Genomic DNA, 17,122 nt, shown 5'->3' with positions numbered 1-17,122 from the left:
GGTCCTACACGTATTTCAGATATGACGCGTGGCGCTGTTTAGCTGCCGAAGTAGATGTTGCAGAAGCTCACGGGCCCAACGCACTCTTCAGCTTTGATCGCCGGTGTGGTGATGCGGCTTTGGCTTTCGGCGTTCTTCGCACGCTGTGCATTCGCTTGAGCGACCTGTTGTTCCGGGGCGGCCGGCGCCGTTTGTGCGTGAGCGACAACAGCGGACAAAGCGCAGGCAATCAGAGCAATCTTCAACACATTCATTTCGTTCTCCATGACTTACGGTGCTGCCCCGTAGGAAGCCCCGTTGGGGGACTGCGTGGCAGTGATGAAACTATATGGCTGCCGTTCCCGCGGATAAATGGGGCGGTCCGGAAGTAATCCTTCCATTCTGTAGAAGGATCGATGCACATAGTCGATCGTCGCGTGCATCGGTCAACGCGCATTGAACGGCGCGTCCTTGTCGAGCAACGCCGTGCGGATGAAGTGCAGGCAGCTCAGGATGCGCTGCAGGTCGTGACGCTTTTCGCGATCGGCATGAACCGTTTGCAGCACGTCCTGCGCAATCCACGTGACCGCGCGCACGGACACCAGCGCGCGCTCCAGACCACGCGAGTCAGGTCGCTCGAAGAGCCGCGCGAGGTCGTCACGCATGTGCTCTATGGCGCTGGTCCAGCGCGGATGAAGTGCGTGCGCGTAGTCGGCGCGCGCCGCTTCGTTGCGTAGATCGATCACGGCGTGACCCACTTCGAGCGTCGCGAGCGTCCAGCGCAATGCATCGCGGCGGCGCCGGGAGCGTCGCGTCAACAGCATGCGCAACTGGGAAGTCAGATCGTGCGTACTCGACTGAAAGCGTTGATTGAGACCTGGCAATTCGTCCTTGCACGCGGACACGACCTGTGCCCGCAGATCGCCCATGATTTTCCCGATGAGCCAAGGCATGTCGGTCGGGAAAACGACCGCGAAGACAAGCGCTGCCAAGAGCATCGACGCGGTGAGCGCAATGCCGTTGTTGATCAGCAGATCCGGTGCGTAAGTGACGACGTTGTCAGGCCCGGCGAGCAAACAGAAGAACACTGAGAAACCGATCCCATATCCCGCCGCAAGCTTGCGCGTGGCGATGAATGCTCCGAGTGCGAGCACTGGCGCCAGCATCATGCACAGCAGCGGAAAGCCGTCGATGTTGGGATACACATAGCAGGTGAACAGATAGCCGGTCATGGTCGCCAGTACGGCGCCGACGGCCATCTGCACGGCCATCTTCGACGGATTCGGCGCAGTCGACGTCAGCGCGCACGCCAGCGCCGCGCCGATCACCGCAAGGCCGCCGCTCGGCCAGTCCGTCGTGATCCAGAACCAGCCGGCGATTGCCATGACCACAGCCGAGCGCATAAAAGTCAACGCGACGACAAAGGTGTTGGTTTTGCTGACGTAGCGGCTGGTGGTCCGCGGCTGGTTGCCCGGCTTGCGCTGCGTGAGCGTCACGTAGGTCTGCGAGTAACGGATCCATTCGTCGATGAACCGGTACAGCAATTCCGCCGCCGTATCGAAGTCCGCCAGCGATTCGGCGGGCGTGGCTTCCAGCGGCCGTCTCGTTTCACGCACACGCCGTGGCAAGCTCGCCTGAAAGTGTCGCAAACGGGCGGCCGTACGCGATGGGTCCCCTGTGACTTCGAGCGGTGGCGACATAAGCGCGGCCAGCTCATGAAAATACGGTTCGATCGCCGCGACGACCGGCGCCGAGCCATTCATGCGCAGACGCTTGAGCAGTTGATGTAGTGCATGCAGTCGCGCGCAGGCATCCATGAACTCGCCGTTCAAACGGCCGAGATGCTGACTGCGTGAACGCATGGCCGGATCTTCGAAGGCGGCGAAAGTGCGCGTCGCCTCGAAACCGACGATCTCGTCGACGAGATCCGCAAAGCGCCGCTCGAATTGGCCCCGCTTGATGCTGCGAGCCAACACATCGGCAGCGAACGCAGTAAAATTTCCGTACCGAATCTGTAGCGCACGCCGCAGTGCAAGGCTGGACCGCTGCGGCACGATCAGCGCGCTCACCGCGCTCGAGGACACGATGCCGACCGCCACTTCCGCCGCGCGCGTGAGCGCCGCCAGAAACAGGTCGTGAGGCACCGTCACATTCGGGATGCCGATCAGCGCAGCGGTGTAACCCGCAAGCACAAAGCCGTACCATCTGAAATGCCGATACCGGACCGCTGCCGCAATGCAGGCGCTCACCCAGCCGATCATGCCGAGCATGTACAACTCGGGCTGCTGGACGAACAGCGCGCCGAGCACCAGCGCAGCGACCGTGCCCACCGCGGTCCCGAGAATCCGATAGAAACTCTTGGCGAGCACCATGCCGCTGAACGGCTGCATCAGCACGAACACCGTGGTCATCGCTATGCGCGGCTGAGGCAGATCCAGCAGCATCGCAATGCCGAGCGCCAACAGCCCCGCGGTGACCGTTTTGAACAGATGCAGCCAAACCAGACCGTCGCTGGTCGCCCAGTCCCGAACAGCCGGACTGAGCGTTTGCAACATGACGCCCCACTTTCGGCGGGAATCCGCCGTCGGTTCGATCGCATGTTCGCGTTTCATCTGGAAGCAAGGCGCCCCGGTTGGTCGCAGGAAAACGCGCCGGTGAAGAAGACCGCTCGCACCGGCCACGCAAGGCGCCGATTGTAGGGGCATGCTGCGCGCGCATTAAGAGGACGGCCGCGGAACGTCCCTTCCAGAACGAACAACAATGCGCATCCGAGACAGGCGGACAATACGGCTTCAGCCGTGAAATAGAAGGATCGATGGATACGTTACAAAATATGCGAGTGTTCGTGCGCGTGGTCGAAGCCGGTAGTTTTACCGCCGCCGCGCAGTCGCTCAATTCGACGACCGGCGCGATGTCCCGTGCGGTCTCGGAACTCGAAGCTCATCTGCGAACGCGGTTGCTCAACCGTTCAACGCGGCGGCTCGCGCTCACCACTGCGGGCGAGCGCTATCTGAAACGATGTCAGCAGATACTTGCAGATGTCGACACGGCGGAAGAAGAAGCCAGCTGTGCGCACGAGCGCCCGAGCGGCGCGTTGCGGATGCACAGTTTTGCCAGCATCGGCCAGCATTACGTGCTGCCGGCCATCTCGCGCTATCGCGCGCTGTATCCGGAGGTGACGGTCGAGCTGACGCTGTCGCAGCGCATGCCTGATCTTTTCGAAGGCAGCGCGGACGTTGCGGTGATCGGTGCTTCCAGTTTGCCTAATTCGGAACTCGTATCGCTCCCGCTGGGGACGACCTTTAGCATTCTGTGCGCGTCGCCGGCGTATGTGCGCGCGCACGGCGCGCCGCAGCAGCCGGCCGATCTGGCGCACCATGAGTGTTTGATCCTGCACACGCCGGCGTTTCCGCCGCACGATTGGGTGCTCGATGGGCCGAATGGCAGCGAAATGATGGAAGTGAATGGGCCGGTGCACGTGAACATCGCCGAATCGATGATTGTCGCGATTCGCGAAGGGATGGGCATTGGCATGTTGCCGCTGTACGCGGCGATTTCCGGATTGCGTGATGGGACGTTAGTGCGCGTGTTGCCGGAGTATACGGCGCAGAAGATGAATATTTACGCGCTGTATCCGTCGCGTAAGTTCATCGACGCGAAGACGCGGACCTGGGTCGAGTTCCTGCGTACACATCTGCCGAAAGTCATTGCACGCGATGAGGCCCTGCTTGCAGAAGTCGGCGACGCCCAGATCGGCGATGGCGTGGTGCCTGCGGGCGCGAGCGGCGGTGGGGATGTCGCGACGCGGTAGGCGGCATAGTTGGAGTTGTTAGGGGCCGCTGGCTGCGGGTGGGTGCGGCGGCGGCGCTGTGCTCTCCTGTGCGGGTGCCTGCAAAGTGGAAAGGACCGTTTGCGGAGTGTGTTGCACACGATTGCTCAGTGCGGATCGCAAACCGGAGTCTTTGTTCGCCCCATTTTTTCGCCTGTTTTTCCGGCTGTGTAAACGCAGAAACCCCACCTTTTCGGGGTGGGGTTTCTGTTTGCTGCGGGGGAGCCTGACGATTACCTACTTTCACACGGGTAATCCGCACTATCATCGGCGTGGAGTCGTTTCACGGTCCTGTTCGGGATGGGAAGGGGTGGGACCGACTCGCTATGGTCATCAGGCATGACTGGTTGCCGCACTGCCCGTGGGGCAGTACAGCCAATCTGGAAGAAGTAGTTTCTGGTGATGCTCACCAGGGGTAAAGCGTTGGGCTGTGCTGTTTCTGGCACAACATCGATCTCAACCTGTGTGCGCCCCCCTTCGGGGGTGGGATGCGCGCAAGTGCTGAAGCACTGACGGTCATCGCAAAACACACCGGTTATAGGATCAAGCCTTACGGGCAATTAGTATCAGTTAGCTTAACGCATTACTGCGCTTCCACACCTGACCTATCAACGTCCTGGTCTTGAACGACCCTTCAAGGGGCTCGAAGCCCCGGGGATATCTCATCTTAAGGCGAGTTTCCCGCTTAGATGCTTTCAGCGGTTATCTCTTCCGAACATAGCTACCCGGCGATGCCACTGGCGTGACAACCGGTACACCAGAGGTTCGTCCACTCCGGTCCTCTCGTACTAGGAGCAGCCCCCTTCAAATATCCAGCGCCCACGGCAGATAGGGACCAAACTGTCTCACGACGTTTTAAACCCAGCTCACGTACCTCTTTAAATGGCGAACAGCCATACCCTTGGGACCGGCTACAGCCCCAGGATGAGATGAGCCGACATCGAGGTGCCAAACACCGCCGTCGATATGAACTCTTGGGCGGTATCAGCCTGTTATCCCCAGAGTACCTTTTATCCGTTGAGCGATGGCCCTTCCATACAGAACCACCGGATCACTATGACCTGCTTTCGCACCTGCTCGACTTGTCGGTCTCGCAGTTAAGCACGCTTATGCCATTGCACTATCAGCACGATTTCCGACCGTACCTAGCGTACCTTCGTACTCCTCCGTTACACTTTGGGAGGAGACCGCCCCAGTCAAACTGCCTACCATGCACTGTCCCCAGTCCGGATAACGGACCAAGGTTAGAACCTCAAACAAACCAGGGTGGTATTTCAAGGTCGGCTCCACGCAGACTGGCGTCCACGCTTCAAAGCCTCCCACCTATCCTACACAGATCGGTTCAAAGTCCAATGCAAAGCTACAGTAAAGGTTCATGGGGTCTTTCCGTCTAGCCGCGGGGAGATTGCATCATCACAAACACTTCAACTTCGCTGAGTCTCGGGAGGAGACAGTGTGGCCATCGTTACGCCATTCGTGCAGGTCGGAACTTACCCGACAAGGAATTTCGCTACCTTAGGACCGTTATAGTTACGGCCGCCGTTTACCGGGACTTCAATCAAGAGCTTGCACCCCATCATTTAATCTTCCGGCACCGGGCAGGCGTCACACCCTATACGTCCACTTTCGTGTTTGCAGAGTGCTGTGTTTTTATTAAACAGTCGCAGCCACCAGTTTATTGCAACCCCTTCACCCTTCTGGCGCAGGCCAGTCAAGCTACAGGGGCGTACCTTATCCCGAAGTTACGGTACCAATTTGCCGAGTTCCTTCTCCCGAGTTCTCTCAAGCGCCTTAGAATACTCATCTCGCCCACCTGTGTCGGTTTGCGGTACGGTCTTGTTAAACTGAAGCTTAGAGGCTTTTCTTGGAACCACTTCCAGTTGCTTCTTCACCGAAGTGAATGGCGCCACGCCCTTGAATTGCGCACCCGGATTTGCCTGAGTGCCTTCTCCAACGCAGCGACCGGGACTTCCAACACCCGGACAACCTTCCGCGATCCGTCCCCCCATCGCATTTAACAATGGTGCAGGAATATTAACCTGCTTCCCATCAGCTACGCATTTCTGCCTCGCCTTAGGGGCCGACTCACCCTACGCCGATGAACGTTGCGTAGGAAACCTTGGGCTTACGGCGAGGGGGCCTTTCACCCCCTTTATCGCTACTCATGTCAGCATTCGCACTTCCGATACCTCCAGCGCACTTTTCAATGCACCTTCGCAGGCTTACGGAACGCTCTCCTACCATGCATATAAATATGCATCCGCAGCTTCGGTATATTGCTTAGCCCCGTTACATCTTCCGCGCAGGACGACTCGATCAGTGAGCTATTACGCTTTCTTTAAAGGATGGCTGCTTCTAAGCCAACCTCCTGACTGTTTTAGCCTTCCCACTTCGTTTCCCACTTAGCAATATTTGGGGACCTTAGCTGGCGGTCTGGGTTGTTTCCCTCTTGACACCGGACGTTAGCACCCGATGTCTGTCTCCCGTGATTGCACTCTTCGGTATTCGGAGTTTGCTATGGCGTAGTAATCCGCAATGGACCCCACAACCATGACAGTGCTCTACCCCCGAAGGTGATACACGAGGCACTACCTAAATAGTTTTCGGAGAGAACCAGCTATTTCCAGGTTTGTTTAGCCTTTCACCCCTATCCACAGCTCATCCCCTAACTTTTCAACGTTAGTGGGTTCGGACCTCCAGTACGTGTTACCGCACCTTCATCCTGGCCATGGATAGATCACCTGGTTTCGGGTCTACACCCAGCGACTGAACGCCCTGTTCGGACTCGCTTTCGCTACGCCTGCCCTAATCGGTTAAGCTTGCCACTGAATGTAAGTCGCTGACCCATTATACAAAAGGTACGCCGTCACCCCCTTGCGAAGGCTCCGACTGTTTGTATGCATGCGGTTTCAGGATCTATTTCACTCCCCTCCCGGGGTTCTTTTCGCCTTTCCCTCACGGTACTGGTTCACTATCGGTCGATCACGAGTATTTAGCCTTGGAGGATGGTCCCCCCATCTTCAGACAGGATTTCACGTGTCCCGCCCTACTTGTCGTACACCCAGTTCTTCCATTCTGTTTTCGTCTACAGGGCTATCACCTGCTATGGCTGCACTTTCCAGAGCATTCGACTAACAGTACGGATAAAGAGTACAGGCTGGTCCCATTTCGCTCGCCACTACTCTGGGAATCTCGGTTGATTTCTTTTCCTGCGGTTACTTAGATGTTTCAGTTCACCGCGTTCGCTTCACATGACCTATGTATTCAGTCATGGATGACCCATACGGGCCGGGTTTCCCCATTCGGATATCGGTGGATCAAAGCTCGTTTGCCAGCTCCCCACCGCTTTTCGCAGGCTACCGCGTCCTTCATCGCCTGTGATCGCCAAGGCATCCACCACATGCACTTGTTCGCTTGACCCTATAACGGGTGTGTCTCGTGCATGATCCACGGGGAATCATGTGCTCGCCACAATCGCTACAGGTTGAGTATTCGTGTTGCGCCGTATTCCAAAGCAATCTTTCGATCACCTTTAAAATACATTGATACAATCACAACCCTGATTCACCTACTCACACACCCATCTCTAAGTATGCTTTCGTGAATCTCTTTACTACTTCTTCCTGATTGTTAAAGAACGACAGCCGATATCGCAGTTGCTATAACCGCGTATCACTCTGACTGGCTCAATCGCCAATGCCTGTTTCACTACACCGCAAACCCCTTTCAGGGTCCGCCGCAGTAAAACCGGCATTGAGGATTGGTGGAGGATGACGGGATCGAACCGACGACCCCCTGCTTGCAAAGCAGGTGCTCTCCCAGCTGAGCTAATCCCCCAGTCATACACAGATAAACTCTCTATGCGCACGGCATACCCCGGGATCATCGATCAGCACACCAGACAAGACTTTGGTGGGTCTGGATGGATTCGAACCATCGACCCCCGCCTTATCAAGACGGTGCTCTAACCGACTGAGCTACAGACCCCTGAGTCTGTCCTGATTTCACAGCCGATAAGCGTGAGCGCTCAACGCGGTTGACACGTCAGCTCGAGAAAGGAGGTGATCCAGCCGCACCTTCCGATACGGCTACCTTGTTACGACTTCACCCCAGTCATGAATCCTACCGTGGTGACCGTCCTCCTTGCGGTTAGACTAGCCACTTCTGGTAAAACCCACTCCCATGGTGTGACGGGCGGTGTGTACAAGACCCGGGAACGTATTCACCGCGGCATGCTGATCCGCGATTACTAGCGATTCCAGCTTCACGCACTCGAGTTGCAGAGTGCGATCCGGACTACGATCGGTTTTCTGGGATTGGCTCCCCCTCGCGGGTTGGCGACCCTCTGTTCCGACCATTGTATGACGTGTGAAGCCCTACCCATAAGGGCCATGAGGACTTGACGTCATCCCCACCTTCCTCCGGTTTGTCACCGGCAGTCTCCCTAGAGTGCTCTTGCGTAGCAACTAGGGACAAGGGTTGCGCTCGTTGCGGGACTTAACCCAACATCTCACGACACGAGCTGACGACAGCCATGCAGCACCTGTGTTATGGCTCCCTTTCGGGCACCCGGCCTCTCAGCCAGGTTCCATACATGTCAAGGGTAGGTAAGGTTTTTCGCGTTGCATCGAATTAATCCACATCATCCACCGCTTGTGCGGGTCCCCGTCAATTCCTTTGAGTTTTAATCTTGCGACCGTACTCCCCAGGCGGTCAACTTCACGCGTTAGCTACGTTACTAAGGAAATGAATCCCCAACAACTAGTTGACATCGTTTAGGGCGTGGACTACCAGGGTATCTAATCCTGTTTGCTCCCCACGCTTTCGTGCATGAGCGTCAGTATTGGCCCAGGGGGCTGCCTTCGCCATCGGTATTCCTCCACATCTCTACGCATTTCACTGCTACACGTGGAATTCTACCCCCCTCTGCCATACTCTAGCCCGCCAGTCACAAATGCAGTTCCCAGGTTAAGCCCGGGGATTTCACATCTGTCTTAGCGAACCGCCTGCGCACGCTTTACGCCCAGTAATTCCGATTAACGCTTGCACCCTACGTATTACCGCGGCTGCTGGCACGTAGTTAGCCGGTGCTTATTCTTCCGGTACCGTCATCCCCCACGGGTATTAACCACGAGGTTTTCTTTCCGGACAAAAGTGCTTTACAACCCGAAGGCCTTCTTCACACACGCGGCATTGCTGGATCAGGCTTTCGCCCATTGTCCAAAATTCCCCACTGCTGCCTCCCGTAGGAGTCTGGGCCGTGTCTCAGTCCCAGTGTGGCTGGTCGTCCTCTCAGACCAGCTACAGATCGTCGCCTTGGTAGGCCTTTACCCCACCAACTAGCTAATCTGCCATCGGCCGCCCCTGTAGCGCGAGGTCCGAAGATCCCCCGCTTTCATCCACAGATCGTATGCGGTATTAATCCGGCTTTCGCCGGGCTATCCCCCACTACAGGACACGTTCCGATGTATTACTCACCCGTTCGCCACTCGCCACCAGGATTGCTCCCGTGCTGCCGTTCGACTTGCATGTGTAAGGCATGCCGCCAGCGTTCAATCTGAGCCAGGATCAAACTCTTCAGTTCAAACCTGTTACTGTTTTCGGTTCAGTTAAGAACCGGTCGCTCACTCAACGTACTGACGATGATTTGATTGCTCAAACCTTCCTCTAATACTGTGTGAGACTTGATACTTTCGCTTGGTCGGCAGATCCCGAAGGATCCACCTCGCGTCGCGCATCAAGCGCCCACACTTATCGGCTGTTAATTTTTAAAGATCGGTTACGCATTCACTACCGGACCGGCACCGCGCGTCGTCAACCTCACAACCACCCGGCACCGCTTCGTTCTGCGTCGCTGCATCAGCAGCAGAGAAACGAGATTATGAAGAACTTTCGCTACGTCGTCAACAGGTTTTTTCCAACTTCCTGAACCTGCCCACTTCGCTGAAAGCCTTGCCACTGCTGGCTCTCCCGCCTCCCGTGCCCCGCTGTCCGGAGCACGAAAGAGCGAGATTCTAGCGAGCCCGACTCCGCCTTGCAAGCGTTATTTTGATAGGCATGAATTGCGCCAGAAACGGCGTCAGGCCGACGACAAAATCGGCAGACCAGCAAGCGCGAGAAGCACCGAAAACCGCGCAACATTGAACAGCCCTCAGACAGCCGCGTGCTTCAGCATCACCCGTTCGACAACACCTAAATAGTGATCAAGATCCGGCGTCGCGCGATTCTCTTCCTTGGCGAGATCGTCCCACCTGCGCAGGCGCAATGCGTCTTCCGCATAGGGCTTTTGCAGAAACGCTTCAGCCGCCTCCTTGCTGAAAATGCCGCCCTGTAATTCCAGACTCCGCACCGAATCGGCGGAAAGCTGGCCGAAATACGTGTCGTCGATGGCGCATAGGCAGCGCTTGGCGTCGACATGCAAACGAATCGGCTCCAACACCGCGTTCGATAACACCGGCCGCAGAAACGGCAGCGCGAAATACTGATGCAGATCGTCGATGCCCCGCTCCGTCGGCGTCTCGCCTTGCAGATTGAGCAAATGGCCGAGGTCATGCAGAAACGCCGCGGCAACCAGTTCCTCATCGGCACCAGCCTCTTCCGCCAATAAGCCGCTCTGCAAAGCATGTTCAAGCTGCGTCACCGGCTCGCCGCTATAAGCCAGCTTGCCGTATTGCTCGAACAGCGAACGGATGTCCTTCACATTCAATGCCACGCTATTACTCCCACGGTAATGAAAAGGTCTTCAGATTGGTGAAGCTCTTCATGGCTTCCTGGACGCCTTCCTTATAGCCAAGCCCGGAGTCCTTGATGCCGCCGAACGGCGTCAACTCGATCCGGTAGCCCGGCACTTCCCACACGTTGACCGTGCCCACGCGCAGTTCATTGATGAAGCGCGTGATCGCATCCTGCCGGTTCGTGCAGACGCCCGACGACAACCCGAACGGCGTGCCGTTGCTGATACGGATGGCGTCGTCGAGCGTGTCGAAGGTGATGATCGGCGACACCGGCCCGAAGGTTTCCTCGCGCACCAGCGTCATCGACGGATCGACGCCGTCCAGCACCGTCGGCGCATACAGTGCGCCCTTGCGCTGATTGCCCACAAGCAGACGCGCCCCGCTCGCCACCGCCTCATTCACGCGCGCCTCGAAAAGCTGCGCCGCGGCGACGTCGATCACGGTGCCCATCTGATTCGATGCATCGAACGGATCGCCGAAAGACCAGGCCCGCGTCTTAGCGACCACCAGATCGGTGAAATCCGCGGCCACGCTCTTTTGCACGAGCATCCGCTTGACCGCGGTGCAGCGCTGCCCGGAGTTTTTATACGAGCCCTGTACGGCAAGTGTCGCCGCGCGGTCCAGATCGGCGTCGTCGAGCACGATCAGCGGATCGTTGCCACCCAGTTCCAGCACCACGCGCCGGTACGCCGCCTTGCCCGCGATGTATTTGCCGATCGCCACGCCGCCCGTGAACGTGACAAGTTCCGCCAACGGATGCGTGATCAGCTCATCGGCGATTTCGCGCGGATCGCCGGTCAGCACCTGCAGCATCGGCGCGGGCAAGCCGGCTTCGTACAGAACGTCGGCGAGATACAGCGCCGACAGCGGCACCTTCTCCGATGGCTTCAGCACCACCCGATTGTTCGTCGCGATGGCCGGCGCGATCTTGTGCGCGACCTGGTTCATCGGATGGTTGAACGGCGTAATCGCGACGATCACGCCCGCCAGCGGCTCGCGCTGCGAGAACACGCGCCGCTTCTTGCCGTGCGGCGTCAGATCGCAGGAGAAGCTCTGCCCGTCGTCACGCAACGCTTCGATCGACGCAAACTTGAACACATCGGCCACGCGGCCGATCTCATAGCGCGAGTCCTGCTTCGACAAACCCGACTCGAGCGAAATCAGGTCCGACGCCTCTTCGGTCCGCTCGCGCATGAGCGCCGCCGCGCGCTCGAGAATCTGCGAGCGTTCGTAACGCGTGAGTTGCGCCTGATAGGCCGCCGCGTATTCGAACGCAGCGCGCACGTCATCGACGCTCGCCAGCGGGACCGTGCCCACGCGCGTTCCCGTATAAGGATCGAACACATCGAGCGTGCGCGAGCGTGTCACGCGCTCGCCTTTGAGCCGCAGCGCTTCCGCCCGGAAAGCCGGATGGTCCCGCAGCACGGCGTTCATGATGACGACACGCGATTCAAAGCGATGTCGAAGATATCGAAGTTGCGCAGCCTCTTGCCACCATCGCCGCCGCTGGACGGCAATGCTTCGACACGCCGGTTGAACAGCAGCGGCACTTCCTGTTCGGAAATCCCGCCATGCGAGCGCAACGGCACGGTCAGCCCGGACAGATCATGTTCAGCGCGCCGCGTGCCGAGCACGACATGCTTCGTGCTGACCACGACGATATCGCCGACGCGGTCGTTCGGCAGCTCGAAGCGCTCGCACGCCGCCTGGTTGTCGAGCACGGTATCGATCCCCTGCAAGCCGCCGATCCGCTCGATCACCTGCGCGACGCTGACATCGCGCGGCAGATAGATGGTTGCGAACGAGCCGAGCGCGCCGTGATGCACCACATACGGATCCGTGATCGGCAGAATGACGCGCGCACGGCCGGCGCCGAGCCAGTCGTCGAGCACATCCTGCAGATAGATCACGTTCGGCTCGCCGGTCTGCGGATCGTGCTTGGCGTTCATGCCGTGGTCGGCGGTCAGGCCGATCACCCAGCCGAGCGCGTCGAGCTTCGCGAGGTAGCCGTCCATCATTGCGTAGAAAGCGTTCGCGCCCTCGGTACCCGGCGCCCATTTGTGCTGGATGTAGTCGGTCGTCGACAGATACATGAGGTCGAGTTGACGCGTTTGCGCGAGCCGCACGCCGGCGGCGAACACGAATTCGGACAGCCCGGCGCTATACACATCGGGCACCGGCAAGCCGACCAGATCGAGTACTTCGCCGATACCGTTTTCCTCGAGCGTCACCTTGTCGGCTTTCTCCGCCGAAAAACAGATGCCTTTCAATTGCCAGCCGAGCAGCCGGCGCAACTTGTCTTTCGCGGTGACCACGGCGACCGCCGCGCCGGCTTCGGCGGCAGCGGCGAGCAAGGTGCCCGCGCGCAGATACGCGGGGTCGTTCATCATCACTTCCGCGCCCTCGCCGCCGTTCGCGTCCGGATCCCAGAAGTAATTGCCGCAGATGCCGTGCACCGAAGGCGGCACGCCGCACACGATCGACAGATTGTTCGGGTTGGTGAACGACGGGATCACGCAGTCACCCTTGAAGGCTCCACCGCCCTTGAGCATCTTGCCGATGAACGGCGCCACGCCCGCCGCGACCGCGGCTTCCAGATAATCGAATTCGCAGCCGTCGACGCACACCACCACCGTCGGTTGCGAGGGTAGCCGGTAGCTGCGACCGTTGACTTCGATCGTGCGTTCGCTGGTACTCGTGTCTGTATTCGCCATCGTTCCCTTCCATGCGTGCCGGGCACGCGCGTTGTAGTCAGTTCGTTGCAACCATCTCAATCGTTCGACGCCGTCGGCATCCGCACCACGCTCAACGGCCCCGCCGGTTCGCACGCCGCGTGAGCGCGCTGCATGCCGCCGTTCACGTGTGCATGCATCAGCGCCGCGGCATGCTCGGCGTCGCGCGAGGCCACCGCCGTCAGGATCGCGCGATGTTCGGCCAGCGAGCGCTCCATCGCATCGGCATGCACCACCAGCGCGGCACGTCGAAACAGGCTCAATTCGCAAACGAGTCTGCGGTACGTCTCATACAGCTTCGAATTGCCCGATGCCGCCACCAGCGCGTCGTGAAACGCCACATTCGCGCGCGCATAGCCATCGTGATCCTGGGCGTCGAGCGCCGCGCGCATCGCGTCGAGCCAATCGCGCAATCCCGCCAGCTTGCGGGCATCGATACTGACCGCCAGCATCCGGCACGCCGCCTCTTCGAGCACCGCGCGCACCGCGTAAATCTCATCCGCTTCCGCCAGCGACACCGTCCGCACGAACACGCCGCGGTTCTTCTCGGTCCGCACCAGGCCGGCCTGCTCCAGCGCGCGAAACGCCTCGCGCACCGGCCCGCGCGACACCTGCAGGCGCGTCGCCCAGTCGGCTTCGTTCAGCTTGTCGCCGGGCGCGAGCGCCCCCTCGATGATGTGCCGTTCGATTTCGTCGCGAACCAGCGTCGTCAGCGAATGCCTGCGCACAACCTCAATCGGATCGACAGAAGCAGTTTGCATATATTCGGTCATTTTGACAAATTTTGCCACATCGATATGTGCAGGCGCGCCGCCACGGCATGCTCGCACACGCATCAGAAGTTGCTCGTCAGTCCGTCCGGCGGCGCGGGACGCGCGCCGCGATCAGCAGCAGCGCAGCAAGCGAGACCAGCAGAAGAATCAGCGACAGCGCGGAGGCCGGCAGGTAATAGCCGCGTTCCACCTGACCGACGACCACGATCGGCACCGTCGCGAATCCCGGCGGATACACGGTCAGCGTGGCGCCGAGTTCGCCGAGCGAGAGCGCGAAGCCCAGCGCGAGACTCGCGCGGATCGCCGGCACCAGTTGGGGCAGCACGACGCGGCGCAACACCATCGAAGGCGGCGCACCGAGGCTTGCGGCCGCTTCGCGCAGAATCGTCAGCTCCGGGCGTAACGCGGCGGCCGCGCAGCGGTAGCAGAACGGCAGCACCAGCGCCAGTTGCACGAACACGACGATCGCCGCCGAGCTCGACAGATCGAACGGCCGCTTGTGATACGCGATCAGCACCGCGAGCCCGAGCACCACGCTCGGCACGCCGTTAGGCATCATCGCGATGGTGTCGACGATGGCGCCGAGCCCGCGGCGGTCGCGCCCTTCGAGCGCCAGCGCGAGCCACAGGCCGAGGATCGTGCCGAGCACCGCGACGCCCATGCCGATTTCGAGGCTCGTGGTGATGGCATCGAAGTCGCTCGAACCGAGACGCTCGAACCAGCGCGTGCTGAAGCCGTCGGGCAGGATCGTGCCGGACCAGTGCGCGGCCACGCTCGACAGTGCGACGACCACCACGGGCAACACGAACAGCCAGAAACACAGCAAGGCGGAAAAACCGAGAAACGCGCCGCCGAGGATGCGCACCACCAGACTGCGGCGCACCGGCCGCGCTTTCTTGTGCATGACCGGCAAAACGGTCGGGTCGAGTTCAACGGCCATGGCCCGCTCCTTTCACCTTGCGACGGTTGACCTGGCGGTACAACGCGTACAGCGACAAAGACATGATCAGCATCACGACCGCGCCGGCGGCGGCGGTCGGCAGATCGAGATCGACGGTGGCGGAACTGTAGATCGCCACCGGCAGCGTGATCAGATGCGCGCTGCCGAGCACGAGCAGAATGCCGAACTCGTTGAGCGTCAGCAGAAAGCACAGGATCGTGCCCGCGGCGATGCCCGGCCACGCGAGCGGCAGGATCACCTTGAACGCGACCATCCAGCCGCTCGCGCCGAGACTGCGGGCGGCTTCGATCAGACGCATGTCGAGCGTGGCGAACGAAGCCAGCGTGGGACGCACGACGAACGGCGCGTAGAACACCACTTCCGCGAGAATCACACCGCCCACGCCGAACAGGAAATCGAGCGGCGGGTTCTGCAGATGAAAGAGCCGCTGCAAGCCGATGCTGACCGAGCCTTGCGAGCCGTACAGAAAGATCAGCGTGAAGGCGACCAGAAACGACGGGAACGCGACGAACAGTTCGAGAAACCGCGTGATCATTCGCGCGCCGGGAAACGGCTTGAAGAACAGGATCGACGCCAGCGCGACGCCGAGTAGCGACGCGAGACCGGCGCTGGCAAACAGGATCCACAGCGTCGTGCCGATCACGCCGCTCGTTTCCGGATTGCCGAAGAACGCCGAGTACGCATGCAGGCTCAAGCCGTGCGGTCCGGTCAGACTCAGCAGCACGAGGCGCACGAGCGGATAGATGACCAGCGGCCCGAGCACCACCACGGCGATGAACAGCAGATGCCATTGCGCGGCGCGTTCGCGGCGCTTCACCGCGGCCGCATGCGAGGCGGCACTGGCGCTGCGGCGGGCGTCGGCGGCGGCGGCCGAGCCGAGCGGATTGGGCGTATCAGGGGTTGATAAGGACGACATCGTCAGCCTCGTAACGCAGGGAAATACGCGCGCCCTTCTCCGGCATCATGCCGTGGCCGCGCTGCATGGTGACGAGCACCGGCTCGTTCGGCATCGCGTCCAATACGACGGACACCGACAACACCGCGCCATACCATTCGACCGAAGCGATCGCGCCGTGCAACTGCCCTTCGCCGAGCGGCACGATCCGCAATGCCTCCGGACGCAGACAGGCCACGCGATCGCGCTCGTTGTGGCGTGCGTCGCCCATGCTGAAGGCGACTTGCGGCGGCAGCAGATTGGCCGCGCCCAGATAACGCGCGACAAAGCCGTCGGCCGGCGTGTCGTACAACTGTTGCGGCGTGCCGAGTTGCGCGATGCGGCCTTCGCGCATCAGCAGCGTGCGGTCGGACAGCACCAGCGCGTCGTCCTGATCGTGCGTCACGCAGACGATCGTCAGATTCGGCAGGCGCTCATGCAGCGACTTGAGTTCGGAACGCACCGACGCGCGCAGATTGGCGTCGAGTGCGGAAAGCGGTTCGTCGAGCAGCAGCACATCGGGCTCGATCACGAGCGCGCGCGCAAGCGCCACCCGCTGCTGCATGCCGCCCGACAATTGCGCGGGCATCACGTGGCCGGCGTCGCCGAGTTGCACCAGCTTCAACGCGTCGGCGACGCGTCGCGCGACATCTTTGGACGGCGTGCGGCGCGCGCGCAACCCGAAGGCCACGTTCTCGAACACCGACAGATGGGGAAACAGCGCATAGCTCTGGAACAGCAGACCAAGATTGCGCTTGTGCGGCGGCACGTGCGTGAGATCGTGACCGGCCACGGTCAACGTGCCGGCCAGTCCGTCCGCTTCGATAAACCCGGCGATGAAACGCAACAACGTCGTCTTGCCGCAGCCGCTGCGGCCGAGCACGGTGAGCAATTCGCCGCGCTGGATGGTCAGCGACAGATCGTCGAGCACCGTGCGCGAACCGAAGCGCACCGTCAGATGATCGATCTGCACGCCGCCCGGCGTAGTCGAATGCGCGGCATCGAGCGCGTCCGGTGAGGCGCCGAGCGCGCCTGGTTGAGCAAGACTGGCGGTATTCACCGGGTTCATCCTCCAACGGAATTAATGCTGACGCGGCGCCTTGCGGAGTCCCGCAGGCGCCGCCTGATTCTGCAACATCACCCGGCTATATGACTGAGTGACGTCGATGATGCTACGAAC

10 protein-coding genes, 2 tRNA genes and 3 rRNA genes are annotated in these 17,122 nt (G+C 60.2%); 1 reads left to right on the top strand and 14 read right to left on the bottom strand.

The genetic code is table 11. The features are described 5' to 3' along the window. Window positions 1-38: 38 nt before the first annotated feature. Together B0G74_RS40285 and B0G74_RS40280 are read right to left on the bottom strand one after the other, a co-directional pair. Window positions 39-254, bottom strand: coding sequence for a hypothetical protein (locus B0G74_RS40285; RefSeq protein ID WP_132382725.1), 216 nt, complete (start codon window positions 252-254; stop codon window positions 39-41). Between the two features lie 171 nt (window positions 255-425). After that, entirely contained in the window at window positions 426-2,591 is a 2,166-nt protein-coding gene (locus B0G74_RS40280) for an FUSC family protein (protein ID WP_132382723.1), read from the bottom strand. Window positions 2,592-2,794: 203 nt separating this feature from the next. Here B0G74_RS40280 and B0G74_RS40275 point away from each other — a divergent pair, with 203 nt between their 5' ends. Next, window positions 2,795-3,790, top strand: a complete 996-nt coding sequence (locus tag B0G74_RS40275; protein WP_132382721.1) for a LysR family transcriptional regulator — start codon at window positions 2,795-2,797, stop codon at window positions 3,788-3,790. A gap of 242 nt (window positions 3,791-4,032) precedes the next feature. Here the strand turns inward: B0G74_RS40275 and rrf are convergent. The 12 genes from rrf to phnT all read right to left on the bottom strand — a co-directional run bounded on the left by rrf (window position 4,033) and on the right by phnT (window position 17,002). Further along, window positions 4,033-4,146, bottom strand: a 5S ribosomal RNA gene (gene rrf / locus B0G74_RS40270). A gap of 201 nt (window positions 4,147-4,347) precedes the next feature. Then, window positions 4,348-7,228, bottom strand: a 23S ribosomal RNA gene (locus B0G74_RS40265). Between the two features lie 341 nt (window positions 7,229-7,569). Then, window positions 7,570-7,645 (bottom strand) — tRNA-Ala (locus B0G74_RS40260). Between the two features lie 73 nt (window positions 7,646-7,718). Next, window positions 7,719-7,795: transfer RNA gene (locus tag B0G74_RS40255), tRNA-Ile, on the bottom strand. Window positions 7,796-7,862: 67 nt separating this feature from the next. Further along, window positions 7,863-9,392, bottom strand: a 16S ribosomal RNA gene (locus tag B0G74_RS40250). The 16S, 23S and 5S rRNA genes sit together here with 2 tRNA genes alongside, the layout of an rRNA operon. Window positions 9,393-9,959: 567 nt before the next feature. Next, the gene (locus tag B0G74_RS40245; RefSeq protein WP_132382719.1) at window positions 9,960-10,520 is read right to left on the bottom strand and encodes a phosphonate degradation HD-domain oxygenase; all 561 of its coding nucleotides are present in this window, start codon (window positions 10,518-10,520) and stop codon (window positions 9,960-9,962) included. A gap of 4 nt (window positions 10,521-10,524) precedes the next feature. Further along, entirely contained in the window at window positions 10,525-11,976 is a 1,452-nt protein-coding gene (gene phnY, locus B0G74_RS40240; protein WP_132382717.1) for a phosphonoacetaldehyde dehydrogenase, read from the bottom strand. Continuing rightward, a complete protein-coding gene (gene phnA / locus B0G74_RS40235) occupies window positions 11,973-13,256 on the bottom strand; it encodes a phosphonoacetate hydrolase (RefSeq protein ID WP_132382715.1) in 1,284 nt (427 codons plus the stop codon). Before phnA ends, phnY begins: the two co-directional genes overlap by 4 nt. Window positions 13,257-13,312: 56 nt before the next feature. Beyond that, a complete protein-coding gene (locus tag B0G74_RS40230; protein WP_132382713.1) occupies window positions 13,313-14,047 on the bottom strand; it encodes a phosphonate utilization associated transcriptional regulator in 735 nt (244 codons plus the stop codon). Between the two features lie 76 nt (window positions 14,048-14,123). Then, complete coding sequence (phnV, locus tag B0G74_RS40225; RefSeq protein ID WP_132382711.1) at window positions 14,124-14,987, bottom strand: 2-aminoethylphosphonate ABC transport system, membrane component PhnV; 864 nt, start codon at window positions 14,985-14,987, stop codon at window positions 14,124-14,126. After that, window positions 14,977-15,924 carry a 2-aminoethylphosphonate ABC transporter permease subunit gene (locus B0G74_RS40220; protein ID WP_132382709.1) on the bottom strand — a complete coding sequence of 316 codons (948 nt, stop codon included), beginning with the start codon at window positions 15,922-15,924 and terminating at the stop codon, window positions 14,977-14,979. Before B0G74_RS40220 ends, phnV begins: the two co-directional genes overlap by 11 nt. After that, entirely contained in the window at window positions 15,902-17,002 is a 1,101-nt protein-coding gene (gene phnT / locus B0G74_RS40215; RefSeq protein WP_132382707.1) for a 2-aminoethylphosphonate ABC transport system ATP-binding subunit PhnT, read from the bottom strand. Before phnT ends, B0G74_RS40220 begins: the two co-directional genes overlap by 23 nt. Window positions 17,003-17,122 lie beyond the last annotated feature (120 nt).

Source organism: Paraburkholderia sp. BL9I2N2 (assembly GCF_004339745.1).
Lineage (GTDB): Bacteria > Pseudomonadota > Gammaproteobacteria > Burkholderiales > Burkholderiaceae > Paraburkholderia.
The sequence above is the reverse complement of the archived record's forward strand: the minus strand, read 5'-3'. Positions and strand labels throughout refer to the sequence as shown.